The sequence below is a fragment of the Corynebacterium sp. SCR221107 genome, from assembly GCF_027886475.1.
In the GTDB taxonomy this organism is placed as follows: domain Bacteria; phylum Actinomycetota; class Actinomycetes; order Mycobacteriales; family Mycobacteriaceae; genus Corynebacterium.
On the sequence record NZ_CP115670.1, the window covers coordinates 264860 to 287464 of the forward strand.

A 22605-nucleotide genomic window follows, 5' to 3' on the forward strand; every position below is an offset into this window, starting at 1 on the left:
ACACGCGCCCTTGCTTGCCGACGCCGCCCGCGCCGCCGACGGCCGGGGCCTATAGCGCGCGCTTGAATCCCACGTGGCTTGGGTGATATCCCAGCCGCTTGTAGAAGTCGAGCGCGCGCTCATGGGTCTCATCCACGCTGACCTGTGCCATCTTCGCGCCGCGGGCGCGCCCGTATTCGTGGGCCCATTCGATCATCGCGGAGGCAAGCCCGATCCCGCGTACCTGCGTGGCCACCCGAACCGCCTGCAGCTGCAGGCGGGTGGCGCCGCCGCGGGAAAGCTCGGGCAGGATGGACAGCTGCATGGTGCCCACCGTGGCCCCGGCGTCGTCTTTGATCACCGCGAGGAACTGGTTGGGGTCCCTGGCAAGAATCGTGAAGGCATCGTCGTAGGCCGGGTGCTCGCCCTTTTGCACGGCGTCGCTTTCCAAGCGTGCGCCATGTTCGTCGTCGGAAAGCATATTGACGATATCGGCGACGTCGCCGCGCATCGCGCGCTGTACCCGAAACTGCCTGTCATCGACGGTGAGCAGGCCACCGACGGATTCGCGGGCCCGCTGCCGGATATCGCTTACCACCTCATCGAGCCACCCGCCGACATTGCGCCGCGCCTGCGGGGTATCCGGGTAGCGGCAGCGCAGATGCAGCCCCGTCTCGTCCAAAATAAACCACACCATCACCCCATCCGGGCGGATGCTTGCGCCCACATACTGCGCCTTCAGCCCCACAGAGTCCACTCGCACGGGAAGCCGGCGCAGATCGAGCCAGGAAATCGCGAACATGCCGGGAGTTTCCGGCATGTCACCCCAGGGCTTCATGATGTCCTCCAGCGGCCAGGAACCCAAGCGCACCGCCTCCTTGACGGAGTCGGCGCAGGCGGCGGGGCGGGGATCTGCCGATTCGAGGACGGAGTTGGTGATAAACCACCCCACCGAGTTGTGCCACTGGTGGTCGTAGCGGCTATGCACGGGAAAGACTGCGCGCAGCGGGGCGTTGGCCAGCTGGCGGGTGACCTTCGTCATCGCCGCCACCACCGTCGACAACGAGGACACCCCATCGGCGCGGGCCTGCGCGGAAAAGGCGGCGGCCTCGTCAACTCCTAGAACGTCGCGGACTTCCACGCGCTCGACGTGCGGGCCCGGCTCGCCCAGCGACAGCGGGAAGCGCGGCATGCCCCCGCCGCTTGCGTCGATGATCTCGGCCCAGCGCCGGTGAATCTCCGCCGGCGCCTGTTCGCGCTCGCGCAGGCTTTGGGTGTGCTGCGTAAACGGGGCGACCTCGGAAAGTTGCGGGGCGCCGATGACGTATTCACCCAAGGCGGCAAGGAAATCGCGTAATACCACCACCATCGACCACATGTCTGTGTGCGAGTGGTCCACGCCGATGATCACGGTGGTCTCAGTGACCGTCTCAATGGCACACAGGCGGTAGGAAGGAGATGCGAAGGGGGCGCAATAATGGTCAAGGACGCGGCGGACCGCATCGTTGACGGCCTCACCTGTATGAATATAATGCTCCACCCAGCCTCCGGGGGAGATGGTGACCTCACGCAGCCCTAGCTTATTGGCATCGCCTGAGTCCGACTCATCGACAAACACCGACCGCAAGGTGCCGTGGCGGGCAATCACCTTAAGCCAGGCGTCGGAGAGCTTCTCCCTGTGGGTGGGCGGCAGCGTAAAAGCAATGGCCATCCACGATCCGGGCCGATTACCGCGGCCGACGTGGCGCCGCTGATCAAAAGAAATCGGAAGGCGACGCTCGGTGGGGGTGACGGTGACGTCATACCCCCACAGTCGCCCGAAGGGGAGGTTAAGGTGGGCTACATTGGTAAGTCTCATGGTTTAACCTTACGGTGACAAACGCCAACCTGGCTTGGGAAGCGAAGCTGGTACGCCCAGCGGCACCCCAGCGTCCGCGCGCGGCCTGAAGGCTCTTGCTGGTCCGCCGGGCAGGGATCGTCTTTTCCAAGCCACCCTGGCGAATTACCGCGGCAACGAGGAGGAACAATGACGGGCAGCGGCACATCAGCACATAACCCCGGCCCTAGATTCTGTGCCGTAACCGGCGCGGACCTGGCGTATGAAGTCAGCGACGAGGGCGGGCATCCGGTCGTGCAACTCCACGGGCTCACCTCCAGCCGGGCGCGCGACCGGGTGCTCAACCTCGACCTCGGCCGGGGCTTGAGCGGCACCCGCCTATTGCGTTACGACGCCCGCGGCCACGGCTTTTCCACCGGCCGCCCGGTCGCGGAGGATTATCGGTGGCCCAACCTGGCTAAGGATTTGCTCACGCTGCTCGACGAGCAGTTCCCCGGCGAGCGCGTCCACGGCGTGGGCCCCTCGATGGGGTGCGCGACGCTGTTGCATGCGGCCCTCATTGACCCCGGTCGGTTTAGCAGCCTCACCCTCCTGGCTCCGCCGACCGCCTGGGACACCCGCGCTGCCAAGTCCGGCGATTATGAGGCCACGGCGCGGCTTGTCGAAAAGCACGGGTTGCAGGCCCTGCTGGATGTAGAACAAGACCACGAAGAACCCCCGGCGCTGGCCGGGGCGCCGAAGACCAGCCCCGACGTGAAAGAAGAGCTCCTGCCCTGGGTCTATCGCGGTGCCGCGATGAGTGACCTGCCCCCGCAGCAGGCGCTGACCACCATCGACGTGCCCACGACCATCCTGGCCTGGGCACAAGACCCCACGCATCCGCTTTCCACCGCCCATGCGCTTGCCAGCCTGCTGCCGAACGCCAACCTGCAGGTAGCCACGACGAGGGCGCAGGTGGACACCTGGCCGGGAATCCTCATGGCCGATGTCGCCCGGGCTAGTGGGGCCTAGGTGCTGGTGCGCCATTGACCAGGGATGCAGCAACAGCAGGTGGGAGAGTCTGCGCGGAGAACCTATATGTCGATGAGGGAAAAAGAAGGGTTGATTCTTGCTACTTTGCGGGCTGCGGCAGAACCGTTGACAAAGAAGCAGCTATGCAGTGCATCTGGTCTTAGCCTGGGACAGATAACACCTGCGCTTGGTGTCATGCTTCGGGAAGGCACGATTGTGCAAACAAAAGAATCAACGAGCAAATTTCAGCGCTATGCACTGGCCTGATAAGTGCTTGTTGCCCACAAACGTCATGGCGACAAGGGGGCATCTTTGATATTCTCGGCAAAATTAACAAAGACGTTTGAGTATGATGAGGGCAATAATTAATGGGATTAACTGCGCTAATGGCCAAGTCCCGGAGTTCTTCTCTCATACATTGAAATGTGAAAGATGAATATGAAAGATGAAGTGAGATTGATCAAGATGAATGGGCACTGATTGGTGGCAATGGTGAAAGACGCATCGTGCGACGGCATTGGAGTGATGATCTCAACGATTGCGGCTCCCTTACCAGTAGCAAGCAACGCCCTCTTACGAACAATCTCTCGGTGCGGGATGCGGCGTACTTATGCTGCTGCACTACAAAATCAATGACAGGACGCTACGCTCGTAGGCCCTGCGTTTTCGCTTGGCGACGCGTTCCGCTTGTGGCCCCACGTGGATGATTCCTCCTAGGCTTCGTCGTTGTTTATCTGCGCGTTATCGAAGCCGGGGTAAAAGCGCCACGCATGGCTGATAATTCATCCGTATACTGGTACAATCGTGAACACTACGGCTAGTCACGTTCCTCCGCCTACTGGAGACGTGGCTAGTTCTATTTGAGCCCAAGGAAAGACGTCTTGCCTATTTCCTATGACAAGCCCTTCCTCACAATTGGTGAGCAAATTCAAAAGCTCAGCCGGAATGGCTTACAGTTCATCAATCCAGAAGAAGCGGAGAAGCTACTTCGAGAAATAGGTTATTATCGTCTTTCTGGGTATTGGTTCAATTTTCGTGAGTTGGATTCTCCATCGACATATAAAACGTCGAAGGGAAAGATCCTCCAGAAGCGCAAATCTACTTTCAGGGCTGATTCAAAGTTCGAGGATGCCGTGGCGTTGTACCAATTCGACGACGAGCTAAGACAAAAGGTATTCGAGGGGATAAGAGCAATTGAGATCTCCCTGAGATCCGAAATTGGGCATGTTTTGGGCATGGTAAGCGCCTTTGCGCACTGCGATCCTTCGTGCCTTGCTCCTGAATTCACGAAGTTCAATTCTGGTCGACCACCGGGGTTGCTCCATGCGGATTGGGCGATAAGTGAACATGCGAAGTGGCTCAAGCAGGTAGACAAAGAGGAGAGGCGCTCAAGTGACGTTTTTATCGAGCACTTCGAAGATAAGTATGGGCGTCCGCTTCCAGTTTGGGTAATGACGGAGATCCTAGCTTTCGGTACGCTGAGTACCCTTTTTTCAGGAATGAAGCAAAACAGTAAAGATCGTCTTGCTGTTTCTTACCGGATAGTGGATGACCGGTATGTGGGGGACGGGTCTACCATGGCAAACTGGATAAACCACCTCCGGTATATTAGGAACGTTTGTGCCCACCACTCGCGGCTTTGGAACCGGAATATCACGTCGCAGCTTGGTGCGCCTCCACAAGGGGTTGCGGAGCTGGCGCACCTGGGTAATGCGGATCGAAGTCGCGTTTACTGCTCCTTGGCTATTATCGCCTATCTCTTGGAGAAGATTCAGCCACAGCACCCATGGCGTCTTGAGATTGTTCAATTTTGCAAAGATGGAGCACGTGAAAATGGGTTTGATTTGGAGGCTATGGGATTTCCAGCTGTTTGGGAGTACCTAGAACTCTGGAGTCCTGTTTACCGAAATTCCTGCGAAGACAAGCTTGAAAAGAGAAGGCTTTTCGGCTCGGTCGAAACCATGCAACCACAGGAAATCGGCTCGATCTTGCGAAGCGAAGCACCGCCGAAGAAACGATTGGACTACTTGCGATACCTTCGCAAGCAGCACAAGTTGATTGGTATTCAGGAAACCAATTCCTTCGAGTACCCATCATTTCAAATCGATTTGAGCCACAAGAAGATTCATGATTGTGTGGCTCGGGCAAATGAAAGATTGCTGGCTGTGTTCGCTGGCACCGACGATGCCTCATGGCACGCCCTGAAATGGTGGCTTACCCCCGTGGACCCGAACGGCCTCACGCCGAAGACGCTCCTCGAACAGGGTAGGCTTACCCCAGAGCAAGTTGATGACCTGCTGCCACCAGGAGGAGGTGGTGAGCCTTTGAGTACGACGGCATGACGGCGTAGGTGTCCATAAGCCTGACTCGAAGTAGTCCTCATCCACTTCCACGATGTCGACGGTGCGTCTGACCTGTGCGTGCCCCCGCCACTTTGAATTGCGGGCCGCCCGATCGAGGAACTCGGCGCGTAGCACTTCACTTGCACGTAGGTCCCCGACAGTCCCAGCTCGTCCTGGCCAGTGTTTCCCTCGGCGCCGCCGTCGTAGGAAAGCTGCGTGCGCGTAGTCGTTTCCTGCGTGCCGCCGTATCCCATTGCGATCAGCGGATCGGGCATCGCGTGCTCGAAGAACTTCGGGTGATTGCCGTGCAGTCGGGCCAGCAGGTCCACTGCTACCGCTGCATCGTTGAGTGCCACGCCGGTTTCGATCTGTGCCCGGGGGTTGAGGGTTGGGGGTGGTTTCGGTTTCTTGCTTATAGACGTCTCCAGACCGCATGTCTACAGGTTTCCACGACGTGACCGGTAACCTTCCCGATGGATTGTTTGCGAAGCAGCGTTAGTGCGGACATTTTCCGGAAACCTCTCGAGCATCGAGTCCCCGAAATCCGTCGTCTGGACGTACGCCTTCGCGGGGTGATGCCAAGGCCTAAGGTATCGCCCCACCAATGCGGTTCTTGGAGGGGATCCTGATGGACCGAGGGGCCTAAGACTAGAGGTGTTATGTCCATGGGGTTTTTGGACACGGAGTCCATAGACTTTTTGGACAGGGAGTCTAGCCACTTTGTGGACGGGGAGTCCGAGGGGTTTGTGGACAGGTTTTAGGCGTTGGGCGGTCTATGGCTTTTTGCGTCGCGAGGGCCGCGGTCGCGACAGGATCGGTTTGATTTCTGGCGGGCGGCGGTGCCACATCCCTTCGACGTGTCCGATGTTGATCTGGCCTCCGGCCGGTCGGTGCAACAAGGTAATAGGAAGTGGGAAGGAGAATAAAAGCTCACCGTCGTGCGCGGTGAAAAACTCTGCGTGATTGTTGCTGACTTGGCTGTAGAGCATTCTGTTTTTCCATCGAGTGCCGACGTACAAGCGGTGTTTGAGGATGGTGACAACACCACTGCGGTTGATCCAGAGTTCGTCGGGGATGCCCCAGCTATTACTTGACGCCGGGGTGATGGCGGCTACGCTGGAGTCATCGATGGCGCGTGAATCTTGATGGATTGGCTCACTATCGTGGTTATGCGCCTTGGGTGAAGCTGCCACTTTGTCCAAGGCGTTTTCTCTTCCAGCGGGAAAACCACCGTGCATGCTGTGGTAATACGTGGCGATTTTGGCCCATAAAACATCTGGATCAACAGGCTGTGCGGGAGGGGTAGCGTGGTCAAGGATCTCACGGGCTTGTGCAGGGGTGATGTGCATTTTGCCGTGGTTGAGGCCTTGGTGGCGCCGCTTGGTGTTGTAGTAGTTGCGATACTCCACCAACAGCTTGTGGACTTGCTCGATTGTTGTGGGTGTGCGCGCATCGAGATACCGGAAGATCGTTTGATGAGATCGTTCATCTTTACCTTGGGTTTGTGGGGCGAATCCAGCAATAGACCACACGCCCAAACCCGCTAGCCATCGTTCGGTGTCCGATAGTCGGCCCCGGTGATAGGTGGCGAAGGCCTCACCGTTATCGGACAGCACCTCCTGAGGACAGCCATAAGAATCCATTGCTGCAGCCAAGGTGGCGCGTGCATCGACACCGTTTTCAGGCCTGCTGAATGCTTGCGATCCGAGGTCGAAACGACTGGCGTCATCGATGAGCTGGTAGATCGTGATCTGGGTATGCGCAGTGTCGAATAAGCGGTAGACGAAGCCATCAATCTGCCACAACTCGTTGACCTTTGCGCGGGCAAACCGTTTGTATGAGCTTCTGGGGCGCTTGCGGGCATTCCCGTCAACAACACCGGCTTCGTGAAGCCACAAAGCAATCGTCGAGCGCTGCGGAGGATTCTCCATCCGCAGGTCATCCAGCAAGTAGTAGTAGATCGACCACGGCCCATAGTCGCGGCCAGTTTCTTTCAGTACCTGGCGGGCCTGGACGACGAGTTGGCGTAGCTCGACATCGAACTTTCGGGCAGGATTCTTCGGTGCTGTGGAATCCGGGATAATTCCTGCCCGGCCGCGTTCAGCGATGCGATGTTTGATGTTGTTGTACGTCTGCCGGGACACGCCGATTTCTTTGCAGAACTTGGTGATGGTCTTACCGTCACGGACGGGATCGAAATCCGCGATCTTCTTACGAATATGGGTTGGAATAGCCATTTGAATATTCCAACCCGAATCACGTCCAAAAAGCTGTTAGACATCACGTCCACAAACCCCATGGACTCCCCGTCCAAAAACTAACTGGACTCCCCGTCCAAAAAGTCCCTAGACAGGACAGCCTAAGACTAGAGGTTCCTCCTCAAGGCAGTCCTCGTTAGCTTTGCCAGCTTATCGACGAAGTTCCTAATTCTTCATTTCGATGTGAGTACCCGATTGGCACATTCGCCGAAGAAGAACGATTAGTCCACGGCTGGAAATGGAATCGTGATTGCCCGTGTTAGCGAAAGATTCCAGTTTTTTGGAGGGCTCCTCTACTTAGCACAAGGACTCTCGGCCTGACGAATGGGACCGCAACGTGTGCGTAGAGGTCGTCGAATTCTCGATTGCTTTCGTGGTTATGGACGAGGTGGACTTATATTTTCGTCCCACACGGATAGGTGCCTCAAACGGAAGGCGGGTGCGGTGGGTTCCGGCTTCATCGGCGCGGATACACCGGTGTAGGAGGCGGCTTCAACCTCATGAGAAAGGCTCCGGGGGCCAGGCCCGGCGGTTGCCTTACCCGAAGCGGGTCGCCCCTTGTCGAACCTACAAAACTAGTGCCCGAGGCGCTCGCTGCGCAGCTGTGCCACCACCGGAATATCCAGCGGCTCCAGCTCAACGAGCTGCTTGCCCATCGCCTGCGCGAGCAAAAGGTCCGCCAGCTGCGGGTTGCGGGCGAGCGCCGGGCCGTGCATGTAGGTGCAGATCACCGAGCCCTGGACCGCGCCCTCGGCAAAGGTCTGGGCGGCATCGACCTTGGCGGTTGCCACCGCGGCCTCGTCGGCGTTGCCGATGCCGGTGGTCACCGTGCCCAGTGTCTGCGCGTCGGGGCCTAGGATGGTGGCGCCCATGTGATTTTCGAAGCCGGTGAGCTTGTCGGTCAGCTGCGCGGTCATGCCGGCGCCGGTGGGGGTGGTGGCTACCTCACCGATGGCACGCTTTTGCATGGAGATGGTGGTGGCGTCGATAAGCCCCACGCCGTCGACGATGCCACCGCCCGCGCGGAAGGATACGCCGAGCACCTGCAGGCCTGCGCAAATGGCAAGGATCGGGGTGTTCTTCGCCGCCGCGCGGGTAAGCCCGCCGTCGGCAATCAGATGCTGGGCGGCAAGGATCTGTGCGGTGTCTTCACCGCCGCCGACGCAGTAGAGGTCGAGGGAATCCGGCACGGGTTCGCCGAGCTTGACCGGATGAATCGCGGCATCAATGCCGCGCATGCGGGCGCGCTGGCGCAAAACCAGGGCGTTGCCGTCGTCGCCGTAGGTGCCCAAAACATCCGGGAGGATGAGGCCAATGGTTAATTCACTCATAATGTTTAGGCCTCCTTGGAGTTGGTGGTGGCATCTTTTACGGCCGCGACCAGTGCCTTCTTCAGGTCACGGAAAGCGGTGTAGTTGGCAAGGACCTCCACCCGGCCGGGCGGGCAGGCCTTGATCGCGGTGATCGGATCCTTGATGAGCTCGTGCTCGACCTCAGCGTAGGTCAGGCGCACGGCAAGGTCCGTGCCGCGCTCACCGGCGGCCTTGACCGAAAGCGAGGAAAGGTCCTCAAACTTCACGTCCCACAGCCACGACAGGTCCTCGCCGTCGGCGACCTGGCCGTTGACCGCGATGACCAGGCCTTCGGCGCTGCGATCGACCATGGACAGCGCTTCCTGCCACCCGGCGGGGTTCTTGGCCAACAGCAGGTGGATCTCGTGCTCGCCGAGGGTGACGGTGGAGTAGCGTCCGGCCACGTCATCGACGGATTCGGCGGCCTTGATCGCGGCGTCGAGGCTGATATCGAAGCATTCCACGGCCGCGGCGATGGCCTGCGCGGCGTTGCCACGGTTGGCGTTACCAGGCAGTTTCAGGTTCAGCGGGTGAACGTTTCCGTGCTTATCGACGATTCCTTCGGCTGTAATCGTCCAATCAGGGGCGGGGCGTTCGAAGGCGGAGCCGTCGGCAAGCGGCTTGGCCGCACGCCAATGCGCGCCCTCATGGATGATGTGGCCGCCGGTGCGCGGGCAACTGGTGGCATCGTTGAGCCACCCCGCGCCCGCGGAAACCCACACCACGTTCTGCGCATCATAGGCAACGGAGGTGACCAGCACGTCATCGCAGTTGGCGATGATGGTCATGTCCGGGTTCTCCGCGACCGCCTGGCGCAGGGTGCGCTCGATCTTATTGATCTCGCCCACGCGATCGAGCTGGTCGCGTGAGAGATTCAAAAGCACCAGGCAGGAGGCGCCCAAACGCTTGGCCACGCGCGGCACGTGCAGCTCATCGACCTCCAAGACCACGTGGCTGGCAGTGGTGCCCGCCATCAGCGCGGAAATGATGCCCGCGTCCATGTTGTCGCCGCCCTCATTCGTGGCCACGGTATGCGCGCTGCGCACCGCCGAGGCCAACATGCGGGTGGTGGTGGACTTGCCGTTTGTCCCGGTCACCAGCGCCACGGGGCGCCCGGCCCCTAAGGAGGCCATGATGTTGGGGTCGATCTTCTCCGCGATCAAACCGCCGATCATGCCGCCGGAGCCGCGCCCGGTTGCACGTGAAGCGGCGGTGGCGAGGTTGGCAAGGCCTACGGCGATTGTGGTGCGTAGACCTAATTTCGGGGCTGCTGGCAGCGAAGAAAACGTTGGCAACTTCATGGGCGATAAGTCTAGTCTCACAAGTCCCCGCTATGGGCAATCCCGGATGGGTGGGGCCGCTGGTGTCGGATTTTTCTCACCACCGGTCTCTCATTCTTTGCCTGATACGCCGGGAAAGCGACCCCCGCGCGACAAGCGCTGCACCCACCCGGTTGTGGTGGGGAGTTGCCGACACCCCTGGGGGCTAATTTTCGGCTTGAGACTTCTTTAGGATGGCGGCGAGGAACTCCTCATCCGACAGCAGCGGGATCTGCTTTCTATCGGCGTGCATCGCCTTGCCCACCAGGTTTTCGCGCTTATTGCACACCACCACCGAGGACTTGCGGGTGATCTTTTCCGAATAGGACAGCCCCTCGCGCAACCCGGCTTCGATGATGAGGTCAGGATCCATGCTGATCTCAGGCGCGATCACAAACTCCATGCCCGCCACAAGTCCCTGCTCCGGGGAGTACACCCCTGGGTTTTCCGGGGCCGGGGTGTGCGGGGCATCGACCCTAATGTGGCTGCGCTGTAACCCAAAGCGATCCGCGCGCAAGGCATCCGGGGTTGTCTGCGCGAGGATTCCACGAGCATGCTCGACAAAGAAGACCCGCGCGGTGAGCATGGTTTCCTCGCGGGTGACCTCGAAGGCTTCGCGGGCGGCGCGCTGCACGCTGGCCTGCGCAACGGGCGCCTCCAGCCCCAGATCCGCGGCCACGGCGCGGACGCGGGTATCGGCCGACTGCAATCCCAACCTGCGTGCGGTGGCCAGGGTATCCACGATCAGCGCCGGCTGCGGTACGTGGCCAACGCGTTGGCGCCGGCGACCCCGGCCCCGCCCGCGGGTGCGATTCGACCGAGCGGCGTTGCTCATGGCACGCCGGGCCTCAGCCACGATGAAGCCCCAGGTGGCCGCGGTGTTGTGGACGATGAGCGTGCGCCCGTCGATGAGCCTGCCCAGCGGCTTGAGGATCTGGCTGAAGCGCTTGCCCTCGGCGACCTGCTCATGGGTGAGCCCATGCAGATGAACCGGGCCGGGATCACCCGCGGGGTTGAGCACCGCGTAAAAATCCTCCACCTGATTGCCATCGGGGTCCAAGGTGATGGCATCGACCACGACGACGCGCGCCGTGGACGGGTGGATGCCGGAGGATTTCACAGTGAGCACGACAAAAGGCGCCGCCTCGATCTCACGCTGGCGCTGACGCTCGCGCTCGGCGCGGTCAGGCGACAGCGAAGGCTTTTCTTCCGAACCTGCAGCACCCTGCTCGCTGACCGCGCCGGTGTGCGCGTTGCCATCGTGATACTCGTGGGTAATGCCTTTTTCAATGCTCATAGTGGGTCTTAGTCTAGCTGGAAAGCAGGATCCATTCGGGAGCCGTCGCCCCATGATGAAACGTGACCTGCGTTCGGGGAATGTTTGTTGGGAAACGCCAGAGCTGATTGCCCAACCGGGTCAGCCGGATTCCCGGGTGAATCTTGATGATGAAATCCTCATCCTCTTCTTCGCGCGGGACAAAGGCGAAGCCACCTGCACCCAAAAGGCCTGGTACCGCTGGGTACGAGGGATCATAGTCAATGACGACATCATTGTTGATGAGCCTGCCGTACAAGGCCCGCAGCTTCTTCGATGCGCTGGCCTGACGCAGTGTTTCCGGGGACAGGCGGTAGTGACCGTGCAAGGTGAGTGCCTTATAGGCGGTGTTGCGCAGGTGCTGCGGCGCGACATCCCAGGGCAGGTTTTCTTGCACCATCGTAATCGGTGAGACGTAGCCACCCCGCTTGGCCAATTGGCCCACGTACTGGCGTGAAACTCCGTATTTTCGGGCGATCTCAATTTGCTTGATGCCCTTGGACATCATGGACACAACGGACTCAGGGGAAAGCGGGGCTGGCATCGTTTCACCTTTCTCACAACAGGGGTGTGTGCTTGAGGTGACATCAACGTAGCGCGTGCTCGCGACGCGAACTCTCGTGTTTCGATGATCTTTTCGAACGTGCATCCAACAAAGAAAGAGCAAAGGAGATCCTTTGCTCTTTCCACATTGGTATCCAATGCGGTGGGTGCGTGGCCGACTACGCCCGATAGTGCGTGTCAGCTGTGGTTACGGTACTCACGGTGTGAGGATTCCTCCTGCTCCAAGGCCAACCCCAGCAAGGAGCGGCCCATGACGAAGGAACCTACCGCAAGCACCACGAGGAAGGCTGCGATCGCCAGCAGCGCGCGGATGACGGTGCCTAGGCTTAAGTCACCGAGGCCCGCGTCGTGGACGAGCTTGGCAACCACGATCAGCGGCATGGCGATGCCTGTGGTAGGCCCGAGCAGGTTGGCTCGGGTCAGCGCATCGGGGGCGCGCCACAAGGCGACCGCGGTGATGACCATGAGCAGCCCGGCGATGATGACGAGGATTCCGGCGATGAGGTCGAAAATCATCCTTACCTCCTACCTTTCGAGATGATGCGGGCGGTCGACATGGTGGGCAACACGCCGCCGACGATCGCGGTGAGGAAGATGACCTCGTAGTCGATCTGCGCGGAGTGGAACATGGTCCACACCGCGTAGAAGCCGATCATGCCGTAGAAGAGCAGGTCGGAGATGACGGCGGCGGTGAGCTGATCGCGGGTGGTCGCCATCAACGCCACGGTCGCGATGATCGCGATCGCCATGAGGCCTAAGCCAATGGAGGCCAAAGTGACAAACATTTACTTCTCCTCCTTGAGCACGGGTGCAGGAGCGGGGTAGATGACCGTGGCTTCGTCCAAGTGGTTGTCGATGCCCTTGACGTGCGGGGCCATCGTCTCCTCCATGGCAGCGAGGTCAGCGAGCACGCCGCGGGGATCCGAGCCGTGGACCGCGTGGACGGCCAAAAGGCGCGGGGTGTCCGGGGCATCGCCGGCCGTAGGCTGGTCGTCGATAAGCGCAAGCGACATCGTGCCGGGCGTGATGGTGATGGAGGCCGCAAACGCGGTAATCTGCCAGTCCTTTGTCACGCGCAACGGGTAGTAGACCACGCACGGGTCGACTTTTTGAGAACCGGTGAGCACATCGGCGACCACCGTCCAGCCGGCCTTGAGCAGCTCCTTGATGAGCCAGAACGCATACCAGATTCCGTGAAGCATTAGCCTTCTCCCTTCACAACGCCCACCGGGGCCTCGTCACCGTGCGGGCCGGTGTGCAAGACCGCCTGCTGATAGCCGCTGGTATCGAGCAGGTCCTCGGCCGCACCCTGCGTGGCCGACACCAATGGGCCTGCGAAGATGAACATGCCGAAGCTCACCACCACCAGGAAGGTGGCCGGGGCGAGCCGGGCGAAGGGCACCCGAAGCGCCTGCGGGATACGCTCGCGGTTCATCTCAGCACCCCAGAACACCTCGCGCCACAGGCGCAGCATGGACAAGAAGGCGCCGAAGGAGGCGATCACGATGACGGTGATGACGAACCAGGAGGCACCCGTGCCCGCGTGGGCTACGCCCAAGACCACGCCGACCTTGCCCCACAGGCCGGAAAACGGGGGGAAGCCCACGATGGAGAAAGCACCCGCCACGAACACGGCCGCCACCAGCGGGTCGCGCCGGGCGATGCCGGACAGCTTGGATAAAAGGTCGGTGCCGTAGGTCTCCTCCACCGCGCCGGTGGAAAGGATCAGCGAGCCGACAGTAACCATGTGGTGCAGGGCGTAGAAGATGCCCGCGCCGAGCGCAGCCTTGGCGTTGCCAGCGGTAAACGCCAACATGACCAGGATAAAAGGCATGCCGTTGACCATCTGATAGGAGATCACCCGGCGCATGGAATTCTCGGCCAGACCTGCGAAGGCACCCACCAGCATGGACGCCACCGACAGTGCGATGATAAGCCAGCCCCAACGATCCTCGAGCCCGAAGACCACCACGTAGAGGCGGTAGATCATGTAGACGGCGACCTTGGTGTGCAGGGCCGAAAATAGACCCATCACCGAGGCGGAGGTGGAGGGGTAGGTGCGTGGCAGCCAGGTGTGCATGGGGAACACACCCGCCTTCAGGCCGAGCGCGATCAGGATGATGCCCATGGTCACGGTGATGGTGGGGTTGCCAGCGGCGGCGTCCTTAAGGGCTGCGATGTTGACCGCGCCGGCCACGCCGTAGAGGACGGAGACGCCGATGAGCAGCATCGTGGAGGTGGCCAGGTTGACCAGGACGAAGGTGCGCCCGGCCGAAAGCCTGCCCCAGGTGCCGGTCATGGCCATGAGCCCATAGGATGGCAGGAGCATGACCTCGATGAAGACGAAGAAGTTGAACAGGTCGGCGGTCAAAAGCCCACCCATGACGCCGGTGAGCAGCATGAGCGAGAGCGCGGGGTAAAAACGCGACTGCGTCTCGCCGACCACGATGGCAAACCAGTTGGAGGCAAAGGCCACCAGGGAGGCGGTGACGATCATGATCGCCGCGAATTGATCGGCGGCAAACGGGATGGCCACGCCGCCGACATAGGCGCCGACCGCGTGCGCGATGGTGCCGTGGGTGCCGGTGTAGCCAAACAGCCACGCGCCCGCGGCGAGGGTGCCGATCGGGGTGACCAGTGCCAGCCCGTCGCGCAGCCACCGCCACGGCGACATCGCGGCGATGGCGACCAAGGCCAGCGGGATGCCCACAAAAAGCGGAAGTACATAATCCATTAGTGGTGGTCCTCCTCGGCTTGGGCCAGTTTTGCTTGCCGACGCCTGTAGTGCGCCTCATCGGCAGCAAGCTCGGCCTTCGTGGTCGAGCGCCCGAGGGTCTGCAGCGGCGAATCCTCGTCGGCGACCTCCTCGGCCTCGGTATCATCCGAGCGCCCTAGGCCGGAGAGGGTGAGCATGTAGGCCGTGGTGGCCATGGCGATGACGATGGCCGTCAGCACGAAGGCCTGGGGGACGGGGTCGGCCATGGTGGCGATGTCATTGAGGTTCGGGAAGGGCTCCTCTCGGTTGGTTGTGCCGCCGATGGCCAAAATGATGAGGTTGGTGGCGTGGCTGATCAGCGTCATGCCGATGACGATGCGCAGCATGCCGCGCTGGAGCACTAGGTACACCCCGCCCGCGGCGAGGATCGCGATGGTCAGTGCGAGAATCATGAGTTCTCCTTCTCAAGACGCTGGGCCTCGTGCTTGGCGCGACGCAGGATCTGCGCCTGCTGCCCCTCCGGGGCGGTGCGCGGGTGATCGCCGAAGTCCTCGAAGTGGGCGGCGAGCTCTTCCTCCACGGTCTTCGGGGAGGACAGCGGGGAGTCCTCGCGGGTGAAGTTCAAGTCCTTGTACTCCATGCCTGGGCGCAGGTAGCCGCCGAGGGCGTTGATGGCCATCGAGAGCATGCCGAGCACGGCTAGGTACACGCCCAGGTCGAAGATCATCGCCGAGGACCAGTGCTGGCCAAGCCCCTCGCCGTGGATGGCATAGAGGAAGGAGCCGTGGGACAGGCCCCAGAGCCCGTCGCCGACGGCAAAGAGCATGCCCACGCCGGTCAGATACAGCGGGGCGCGCACCGGGAGGATGCGCTTGTCGCGCGGGAAAGACAGATAAGAAAGCATGAGCGCACCACCGGCAATCAGCGCGGCGATGAAGCCGCCGCCGGGTGCTTGGTGGCCGCGCCAGAACACCAGCAGACTCAGGATCAGCAAGACCGGGATCAACACCTTGAGCAGGACCTTCAGCAGGATGGAGTTGATGCGCGACTGGCCAAAGGGTGCTGGGTGGGCGCCGCGGGCAAAGGGGTAGCGCGGCATTGAGGTGACCACGGCCGCGATCACGATCGCGGACATGCCCAGCACGGAGAGCTCGCCCAAGGTATCGAAGGCACGGAACTCGACCAGGATCGTGTTGACCACGTTGTTGCCCGTGGAGATCCGCGGGCCATTGTCCAGGTACCACTGGGCAAGTTCGCTGCGGTCGCGCCGTCCGAGCAGGAAGTAGACCATAGCAAATGCCGCGATGCCTACGGCAATGGCCATGATGGCGGCCTTCTTCTTCGGGGCGTGGAAGCTTTCGGGCTGCTGGCGCACGATCATCATCATGATGACCACGGTCAGTGCCTCCACCATGAACTGCGTGAGCGCGACGTCCGGGGCGCCGAGCATGAGAATCTGCAAGGTCACCCCGATGCCCACCGCACCGATGAGCACCACGGCGGTCAGGCGCTTGCGGGTACGAACCAAAGCTATGACCGCAATCGCGACGATGGCCAAAGGCAGCAGGTCCCAGACGCGCTCGCCGCCGGGGAAGCGTGGCGCAAGCGGTAGCCCGACGATGGTGGCCGAGGCTGCCAGCAGGACGAGCATGGAAAATAGGTAAGACAGGTGGCGGGTCGGCGACAACGAGTCCGCCATCATGCCTGCGAGCTTGCCGAACTTGCTCAACACCAAGGTCAGCCCGCCGAGGAGCTCATTGCCGCTATAGGGCAGCAGGGAAGCATCGGAAAGCAAAGCCCAGATACGACGCCGGTAGACGACACCGACGGCGCCGGCAACCAAGACCACCAGGGAGATTCCAAGCGGGACGGTTACCCCGTGCCACAGCGCGAGATGGGTATCTTCCCCGGAGATGACCGTAATCGGGTAATCCAGGCTGCCCACGGCAAAGGCCAGCGGCAAAGATAAAAGCCCGGGCAGCGCTGCGGGAAGCCAGAGCGCAACCGGGGCCTCTTTGACCGCCGACATGTCGCGGTCGCCGTCGATGAAGCCGTCGCAGACGATGCGGGCGGAGTAGGTGAAGGTGAAAAACGCGCCGATGGCGGCCACGCCCAGGAGCACGACGATTCCCAGCCCATCCATCGGGGCCTGCGTGAAGGACTCCAGCATGCCTTCCTTGGAAATAAAGCCCATCGTCGGCGGCACCGCGGCCATGGAGGCGGCGGCGATGACTACCGAGCCGAAGGTAAAGGGCATCTGGCGCCACGAGGAGCCCAGGCGCTCCATATTGCGGGTGCCGGTTTGGTGATCGACCACGCCGATGAGCATGAACAGCGAGGACTTAAACAGCGCGTGCGCCAAGGTATGCACCAGCGCCGCAGCCAGCGCGTAAGGCGTGCCGACGCCGATGGTGGCAACGATCCAACCCAGGTGGGAGACCGTGGAATAGGCGGTGAGCTTTTTCAGGTCCGTCTTCTGGATGGCAAACAGGCTGGCCATCACCGCGGTGAACATGCCCACGCCAATCAGCAGGTAGTTCCAGGTGTGGTTTCCGGAAAACACCGGTGAAAAGCGCATGAGCAGGTAGATGCCCGCCTTGACCACGGCCGCGGCGTGTAGGAACGCGGAGACCGGGGTGGCGGCGGCCATCGCCTCGGGCAGCCAGAAGTGGAAGGGGAACTGGGCGGACTTCGTAAACGCCGAGACGGCGATGAGCACCGCCAGCGTCGTGGTGATAGCGGGCTCCTCCACCCAGAAGTCGCTGGCCAAGATGCCGGACACGCTGGTCGTTCCCGCCTGCACCGCCGCGACAGCTAGGGCGACGAGCAGGGTCAGGCCGCCGAAGAAGGTCAAGATCAACGTGCGCTGGGAGCCTAGCTCGCCGCCCTTGCCCCCGGAGCGAGCGATGAGCATGAACGATGCCAGCGAGACCAGCTCCCAGCCGATGAACAAGACGAAGACGTCATCGGCGAACACGAGCAGCAAGATGGCGGCCATGAACGCGCTCATCAGCGTATAAAAGCTGGTATTGCCAGTTCTTGGCAGGTAGGCGGCCGAATAGATGAATACAACCGCGCCGATGCACAAGGCGAGCAACGCAAAGAAAAGGCTCAAGGCATCGGCACGCAAGGAGAGGGAAATGTCTAAGGCCGGGATCCACCGATAGTGGAATTCCAAAGCATCACCGGCTAGCACGCCGGGCAGTTTCTGGAATAAAAGCGCCGCGGCCACGGCAAAGAGGGCGGCAAGGGGCCAGCCCGCCAAGCGGCCGATCAGGCGCACCGCGACCGGCGCGGCCGCGACGGCAGCCAGCGCGAGAATCAAAACTATGGTCACAAGTTTCACCTGTCAATCATTAGGAATCAACCACCCCACCTTAGCAGGCGCTGAGTGAATGAAATCGGTGACGTAGGTCAAGGCGTGGTCACAAAGACCTCCAACCCACACAATGATGCGGGGCGACAGCTGGGCGAAAGTGGCGGGAGCGTCGGTGCGCCTACGGGCAAAACCCGCGCTCGGGGATAGATTCTTCTTCCATGAGCCCTCACGTCGCAGCCCGCTTCGGCGCCATTGCCTTGCTCGCCGTACCCGTTGTGGCCGGTGCCACCTACGCCGCCGCCACCGACACAGACATCGCCAGCGCCTGGAGCTCCGACACCGCCGCCGCGCCGGCCGCCCCCGCCGCCATCGACGATTCCTTGCTTGTCGACGCGCGCCGGGCCGCCGGTGAGGCGGGCTCGCAGGCGGGCTTCCTCAAGCAGGGCACCGGCCAGCTTGTCGATGGCACCGGCCAGCTTGCCGACGGCGCCAAGCAGCTTGCCGACGGCGCCACCAGCGCCAAGGACGGCGCCGCCGCGCTGTCCCAAGGCATGGTTGAGCTCCAGGCGGGCACCGGCCAGCTCGGCGCTGGTGCCACCCAGGTCGCCGACGGCGTGGGCGCGGCCGTGGACCAGGTGGTAGGGCTTGAGGCCGCCCGCGGGCAGATCCTCGGTGCCGTCGACCGCGTTTTGGCGGACACCAAGGACTCCAAGGATCCGGATGTGGTGAGTTTCCGCGGCCAGTTGGAAAGCCTGCGCGACCAGGTCACTACCTTCCAACTCGACGAGTCGGTCACCTCCCAGCTGACCGCACTGCGCGACGGCTCCCGTGAGCTTGCCAACCAGCTCAACACCCCCGGCTACGCCTTCCACGACGGCATCTACTCCGCCACCAAGGGCGCTAAGGAGCTTTCCGACGGCCTCAACTCGCTCGGCGACGGCATCGACGAGGCGCTCAGCGGTGTCGATGAGCTCAACACCGGTGCCACGAAGATCGACACGATGGCCACCACCAACAAGGACAAGATCGATGCCGTCACCCGTGCCCTGCCCGCCGCCCAGGCAGGGACCGCGCAGGCGGACGAGGCCGGCATCACCCGCTCCCTGCCGCCGATGTATGCCTTCTTGCTCGCCGTGGGGGTCCTGCTCGTGGCCGCCTTCGGGGCGCGGCGCACCCTTGCCCAGACGCTGCTCGCCGGGGTGGCGCTTGCCGTGCTCACCGGCGGGTTGGTGTGGCTATTGGGCACGGGAATCGGCGCCGTCCTGGCCCTGACCTCCGCCGGAATCGCGGGCTTGCTGTTTGCCGCCACCGCTTTGGCCGGCCCCATCCTGGGTAAGGCCGCACCCGCTCTTGCGGTGCTTCAAACCGCCGTGGTGGGCTGGGTGTGGACGCATGCCGCCACCAGCCCCGTGTCCACCGCCTGGCAGTTTGTCGCCGGGCTGATGCCGGTGCACTATTCCACCACCGCCATCAGCGCCCTCGGCAATGGCGGCAGCAGCCAAGCGGTGTGGCTGTCCATCGCGGTGCTCGCGGCGCTCGCCGCGGCGGGCGGGGTGGCCACGCGATGGGTGGGGCAGAAGGCGGCGGTGCAGGCCGAAGGCCAAGTAGAAAACCAAGAATAGATAAAACACCACCACATAGTCGACGGAGAAAAGAAACCACCAACTCGTCCTCACCACATTGTGGTGCTGATGTGTTGGTGGTTTTTCATCCGTCTACACGCCACCGACCACGAAACAGGACGCGGTGAGGTCTGCCAGCGAGGAGGCTTGAGCAATGTCGGACTCGTAGGCGATGACGTAGCCCCAGCGCTGATTCTGGTAGGCCTCATGCTCGACCAGCTCGCGAATCAGCTGCTCGGCGGCCTTCTTTTTCAGCTGCACCGTCTCGTCGTGACGCTGGGAGTCGGCCTTGCCCTCAACAATCCAGTACGTGCCGTCTTTTTCGCGGACTACGAAGTCAGGGACATAGAAATTGCGAGTGGTGTAGGCAATTTTGGCTCCCTGTCCATCGTAGATACGCGTCCACCACTTCACCTGAGAATCAAAGTTGAACAAGTACGCCAGTTTGTATTCGGGTCAGTCACCGCAGGGATACCCTTCGAGTCGTTGCGCGGTGAATATGTCTTTTCCCACTGCATTTCCGCCACAAAGTTCGCGCTGCCGAACACCTCGTCCAGCAACATGCGCATGCGGTGGTTTTCCACGTCATCGAGGTGTACCCAGATAGAGCCGTCGTCGCTAAGCAACTTCCACAGGTGTTCGAGTCGGTCCCGCATCATCGTCAGCCAGATGGAATGTTCCAGGTTGTCCTCGTAGTTGGCGAAGGTCTGGGCGGTGTTAAACGGCGGGTCAATGTAAACGCACTTCACTTTGCCGTCATACTTTTCCCGCAACTCCGGAACCCTGGTGAGTGCTTCGAGCACGTCGCCGGACTCGCCCAGAATGAGCAAGTTGTCACTTTGTGGCTCGAGGTCGGCGCGCTCGGAGTAGGTACGTCCTTCCTCCTTTTCGGCCTGGATGCCAGCAACGGTGTCTACGTAGTCCAAGTAATGCGTTTCGCAATAGCGCGGGTCAGACGGATCTACCCAGGTGTATCCGTATTTTCCTTTTTCGGTAGGAATGAGGGCCTTGTCCTTGTTGGTCCACGTGATCCGTAGAGTCTGTGCGTTTCCCACGTTCTCGTTCCTTTGTTATGGCGGTTGAGATTCCTGTAACCAAGCCTGCATGTGTGGAGGTAGGCTGGCTGTTAGTCCATTAAACAATAACCGCCGATACCGACCTTCATGGCTCGAAGTGCGAACAGGGTTTCGGATGGGTGTGGGGTATTTGTGGCATCCCCGACCCACGATGGCGCGCAGGTGAGCGTCGGCAAGCAAAGCAAATAAAAAGGGAAACCTGGCCGGTCTGGATTGCTTTAGGAAATGCAAAAAACCTGACCAACGTGTGTTGGTCAGGTATCTGGTCGGGATAACAGGATTTGAACCTGCGACCTCTTCGTCCCGAACGAAGCGCGCTACCAAGCTGCGCCATATCCCGGTGTAAGCCTTGTGGCGTACTCAAGAAACCTTAGTACGCTTGCCGGGAACAAGCAAAACAGCAGGTTAGGGGCGTTCGACGACGTGTAGCAGAGTGGCGGACGGGCGGCAGAAAAGGCGCACCGGGGCAAACTTTGAGGTGCCCAGACCGTTGGAGACGTGCATCCACATATCCCCAAAGCGGTGCAGACCCTGGACCCGCGCGCGGTCGATGCCACAGTTGGTCACCACGGCACGCCCGCCGGACAGACAAATCTGGCCGCCGTGGGTGTGGCCGGAGAAGCTTAAGTCGTAGCCGTCGGCTTCAAATCGCTCAAGCACACGCGGCTCAGGGGAGTGCAGCAAGGCGATCGATAGATCCGCATCCGGGTTCGGGGCGCCGGCGACCTCATCGTAATCATCGAGATCGTGGTGGGGGTCATCCACGCCGGTGGCGGCGATGCGAACGCTGCCCACCTGGAACTCATGGCGTGCCTGATTGGCATCGAGCCAGCCGTGCTCAAGGAACACCGCACGCATGTCCCGCCAGGGAAGATCGATGTCGGAGACCTTGCGCTTCTTGCCCAGCAGGTAAATAAACGGGTTGACCAGGCGCGGCGCGTAATAATCGTTGGTGCCAAACACGAACAGACCAGGGAATCGCAGCAGAGGATTCAACGCCCGCAAAACACCGGGAACACCCTTCGGATCGGAAAGATTATCGCCGGTGTTGATCACCAAGTCGGGGCGCAGATCCGCAAGCTGAGCCACCCACTGCTGCTTACGCGTCTGATTAGGCACCATGTGCAGGTCGCTGATGTGGAGGATCGTGAAATCCTTTGCGCCGCGCAGGGTGCCAGGTTCAAGAATCGGAACGGTGACTTCCTTGAGTTCAAACTGGGAGCACTCGCGCACACCCCACGCAGCGGCGGCTATGCCGGAAGCGGCGAGTCCAGTAAGGAACCGAATGGTCCGATTCATGACATCCTCCGTGGAAGTAAGTTTGGCTACATGGCTTTAAGGCCACAAGTTCTAAAAAAGACTTTAACCCTCAAGCCTAGCGATAAAGATTTCGCAACATCGCGAAAACCAGAGGGTAGCATGAACAATCATGAGTGAACTGAAAGACCAGATCCGTAAAGATATGACCGCCGCCATGAAGGCCCGCGAAAAGGAGCGTACCGGCGCCCTGCGCATGCTGCTGGCCGCCCTCCAGGTCGAGGAGACCTCCGGTTCCAAGCACGAGCTCACCGACGAGGACGTGCTCAAGGTCATCGCCCGTGAGATTAAAAAGCGCCGCGAATCCGCCGAGGTCTACGCCGAGGCCGGCAGGCAGGAGCTTGCCGACGCCGAGCTGTTCGAAGCCGAGGTGCTGTCCGCCTACCAGCCGGCCCAGCTTGACGACGAAGAACTCGCCCAGCTCGTGGCCGAGGCGATCGCCGCGGTCGAGGGGGAAGTCACCATTCGCCAGATGGGCCAGGTCATGAAGATCGCCACCGCCAAGGCCGCAGGACGCGCCGACGGAAAACGCCTGTCGACGGCAGTGCGACAGGCGTTGAGCTAGTGTGTGGCCGCGC

18 protein-coding genes, 1 tRNA gene and 2 pseudogenes are annotated in these 22605 nt (G+C 61.3%); 4 read left to right on the top strand and 17 right to left on the bottom strand.

Annotated features, from left to right (window positions below):
- Nucleotides 1–49: 49 nt before the first annotated feature.
- The gene (locus tag PAB09_RS01295; RefSeq protein ID WP_271034308.1) at nt 50–1837 is read right to left on the bottom strand and encodes a GNAT family N-acetyltransferase; all 1788 of its coding nucleotides are present in this window, start codon (nt 1835–1837) and stop codon (nt 50–52) included.
- A gap of 168 nt (nt 1838–2005) precedes the next feature.
- On the opposite strand from PAB09_RS01295, the gene PAB09_RS01300 reads away from it, so the two are divergent.
- Both PAB09_RS01300 and PAB09_RS01305 read left to right on the top strand, forming a co-directional pair.
- Entirely contained in the window at nt 2006–2827 is an 822-nt protein-coding gene (locus tag PAB09_RS01300; RefSeq protein ID WP_271034309.1) for an alpha/beta fold hydrolase, read from the top strand.
- Nucleotides 2828–3708: 881 nt separating this feature from the next.
- Entirely contained in the window at nt 3709–5169 is a 1461-nt protein-coding gene (locus tag PAB09_RS01305) for an Abi family protein (protein ID WP_271034310.1), read from the top strand.
- A gap of 149 nt (nt 5170–5318) precedes the next feature.
- On the opposite strand, the pseudogene PAB09_RS13275 reads toward PAB09_RS01305, so the two are convergent.
- From PAB09_RS13275 to PAB09_RS01360, 12 genes and pseudogenes are all read right to left on the bottom strand, one after another.
- Nucleotides 5319–5444: pseudogene (locus PAB09_RS13275) on the bottom strand (restriction endonuclease); the annotation flags it as partial.
- Between the two features lie 498 nt (nt 5445–5942).
- A complete protein-coding gene (locus PAB09_RS01310) occupies nt 5943–7406 on the bottom strand; it encodes a DDE-type integrase/transposase/recombinase (protein WP_271034311.1) in 1464 nt (487 codons plus the stop codon).
- Between the two features lie 596 nt (nt 7407–8002).
- A complete protein-coding gene (locus PAB09_RS01315) occupies nt 8003–8758 on the bottom strand; it encodes a type 1 glutamine amidotransferase (RefSeq protein WP_271034312.1) in 756 nt (251 codons plus the stop codon).
- 5 nt (nt 8759–8763) lie between these two features.
- Nucleotides 8764–10080 (bottom strand): MurT ligase domain-containing protein, encoded by a 1317-nt coding sequence (locus PAB09_RS01320; RefSeq protein ID WP_271034313.1) that lies wholly within the window; start codon nt 10078–10080, stop codon nt 8764–8766.
- 184 nt (nt 10081–10264) lie between these two features.
- Nucleotides 10265–11395 (bottom strand): DNA polymerase III subunit epsilon, encoded by a 1131-nt coding sequence (locus PAB09_RS01325; RefSeq protein WP_271034314.1) that lies wholly within the window; start codon nt 11393–11395, stop codon nt 10265–10267.
- 13 nt (nt 11396–11408) lie between these two features.
- Complete coding sequence (locus PAB09_RS01330; protein ID WP_271034315.1) at nt 11409–11957, bottom strand: hypothetical protein; 549 nt, start codon at nt 11955–11957, stop codon at nt 11409–11411.
- A 197-nt stretch (nt 11958–12154) separates the two neighbouring features.
- Entirely contained in the window at nt 12155–12493 is a 339-nt protein-coding gene (locus PAB09_RS01335) for a Na+/H+ antiporter subunit G (RefSeq protein WP_271034316.1), read from the bottom strand.
- Nucleotides 12494–12495: 2 nt separating this feature from the next.
- On the bottom strand, nt 12496–12762 hold the full coding sequence (locus PAB09_RS01340; RefSeq protein ID WP_271034317.1) for a cation:proton antiporter: 267 nt from the start codon (nt 12760–12762) through the stop codon (nt 12496–12498).
- Nucleotides 12763–13179 (bottom strand): monovalent cation/H+ antiporter subunit E, encoded by a 417-nt coding sequence (locus PAB09_RS01345; protein ID WP_271034318.1) that lies wholly within the window; start codon nt 13177–13179, stop codon nt 12763–12765.
- Complete coding sequence (locus PAB09_RS01350; protein ID WP_271034319.1) at nt 13179–14711, bottom strand: monovalent cation/H+ antiporter subunit D family protein; 1533 nt, start codon at nt 14709–14711, stop codon at nt 13179–13181. Before PAB09_RS01350 ends, PAB09_RS01345 begins: the two co-directional genes overlap by 1 nt.
- Nucleotides 14711–15145 (bottom strand): cation:proton antiporter subunit C, encoded by a 435-nt coding sequence (locus PAB09_RS01355; protein WP_271034320.1) that lies wholly within the window; start codon nt 15143–15145, stop codon nt 14711–14713. Before PAB09_RS01355 ends, PAB09_RS01350 begins: the two co-directional genes overlap by 1 nt.
- Nucleotides 15142–18030 (bottom strand): DUF4040 family protein, encoded by a 2889-nt coding sequence (locus PAB09_RS01360; protein WP_271034321.1) that lies wholly within the window; start codon nt 18028–18030, stop codon nt 15142–15144. Before PAB09_RS01360 ends, PAB09_RS01355 begins: the two co-directional genes overlap by 4 nt.
- Before the next feature lie 200 nt (nt 18031–18230).
- Here PAB09_RS01360 and PAB09_RS01365 point away from each other — a divergent pair, with 200 nt between their 5' ends.
- Complete coding sequence (locus PAB09_RS01365) at nt 18231–19634, top strand: hypothetical protein (protein WP_271034322.1); 1404 nt, start codon at nt 18231–18233, stop codon at nt 19632–19634.
- Nucleotides 19635–19727: 93 nt separating this feature from the next.
- Here the strand turns inward: PAB09_RS01365 and PAB09_RS01370 are convergent, their stop codons facing one another.
- The 4 genes and pseudogenes from PAB09_RS01370 to PAB09_RS01385 form a co-directional block, all read right to left on the bottom strand.
- Complete coding sequence (locus PAB09_RS01370; RefSeq protein WP_271034323.1) at nt 19728–20069, bottom strand: hypothetical protein; 342 nt, start codon at nt 20067–20069, stop codon at nt 19728–19730.
- Between the two features lie 20 nt (nt 20070–20089).
- Nucleotides 20090–20689: pseudogene (locus PAB09_RS01375) on the bottom strand (DNA methyltransferase); the annotation flags it as partial.
- A gap of 284 nt (nt 20690–20973) precedes the next feature.
- Nucleotides 20974–21050, bottom strand: a tRNA-Pro gene (locus PAB09_RS01380).
- A gap of 65 nt (nt 21051–21115) precedes the next feature.
- Nucleotides 21116–22009 (bottom strand): metallophosphoesterase, encoded by an 894-nt coding sequence (locus PAB09_RS01385; protein ID WP_271034324.1) that lies wholly within the window; start codon nt 22007–22009, stop codon nt 21116–21118.
- Nucleotides 22010–22139: 130 nt separating this feature from the next.
- Between PAB09_RS01385 and PAB09_RS01390 the strand changes: the two genes are divergently transcribed.
- Complete coding sequence (locus PAB09_RS01390) at nt 22140–22592, top strand: GatB/YqeY domain-containing protein (protein ID WP_271034325.1); 453 nt, start codon at nt 22140–22142, stop codon at nt 22590–22592.
- Nucleotides 22593–22605 lie beyond the last annotated feature (13 nt).

Excerpts from the sequence above, each read along its gene's own strand:
- PAB09_RS01295 (WP_271034308.1), bottom strand. The coding sequence starts at position 1,837 with ATGAGACTTACCAATGTAGCCCACCTTAACCTCCCCTTCGGGCGACTG.
- PAB09_RS01300 (WP_271034309.1), top strand. The coding sequence starts at position 2,006 with ATGACGGGCAGCGGCACATCAGCACATAACCCCGGCCCTAGATTCTGT.
- PAB09_RS01310 (WP_271034311.1), bottom strand. The coding sequence starts at position 7,406 with ATGGCTATTCCAACCCATATTCGTAAGAAGATCGCGGATTTCGATCCC.
- PAB09_RS01315 (WP_271034312.1), bottom strand. The coding sequence starts at position 8,758 with ATGAGTGAATTAACCATTGGCCTCATCCTCCCGGATGTTTTGGGCACC.
- PAB09_RS01320 (WP_271034313.1), bottom strand. The coding sequence starts at position 10,080 with ATGAAGTTGCCAACGTTTTCTTCGCTGCCAGCAGCCCCGAAATTAGGT.
- PAB09_RS01325 (WP_271034314.1), bottom strand. The coding sequence starts at position 11,395 with ATGAGCATTGAAAAAGGCATTACCCACGAGTATCACGATGGCAACGCG.
- PAB09_RS01330 (WP_271034315.1), bottom strand. The coding sequence starts at position 11,957 with ATGCCAGCCCCGCTTTCCCCTGAGTCCGTTGTGTCCATGATGTCCAAG.
- PAB09_RS01335 (WP_271034316.1), bottom strand. The coding sequence starts at position 12,493 with ATGATTTTCGACCTCATCGCCGGAATCCTCGTCATCATCGCCGGGCTG.
- PAB09_RS01340 (WP_271034317.1), bottom strand. The coding sequence starts at position 12,762 with ATGTTTGTCACTTTGGCCTCCATTGGCTTAGGCCTCATGGCGATCGCG.
- PAB09_RS01345 (WP_271034318.1), bottom strand. The coding sequence starts at position 13,179 with ATGCTTCACGGAATCTGGTATGCGTTCTGGCTCATCAAGGAGCTGCTC.
- PAB09_RS01350 (WP_271034319.1), bottom strand. The coding sequence starts at position 14,711 with ATGGATTATGTACTTCCGCTTTTTGTGGGCATCCCGCTGGCCTTGGTC.
- PAB09_RS01355 (WP_271034320.1), bottom strand. The coding sequence starts at position 15,145 with ATGATTCTCGCACTGACCATCGCGATCCTCGCCGCGGGCGGGGTGTAC.
- PAB09_RS01365 (WP_271034322.1), top strand. The coding sequence starts at position 18,231 with ATGAGCCCTCACGTCGCAGCCCGCTTCGGCGCCATTGCCTTGCTCGCC.
- PAB09_RS01385 (WP_271034324.1), bottom strand. The coding sequence starts at position 22,009 with ATGAATCGGACCATTCGGTTCCTTACTGGACTCGCCGCTTCCGGCATA.
- PAB09_RS01390 (WP_271034325.1), top strand. The coding sequence starts at position 22,140 with ATGAGTGAACTGAAAGACCAGATCCGTAAAGATATGACCGCCGCCATG.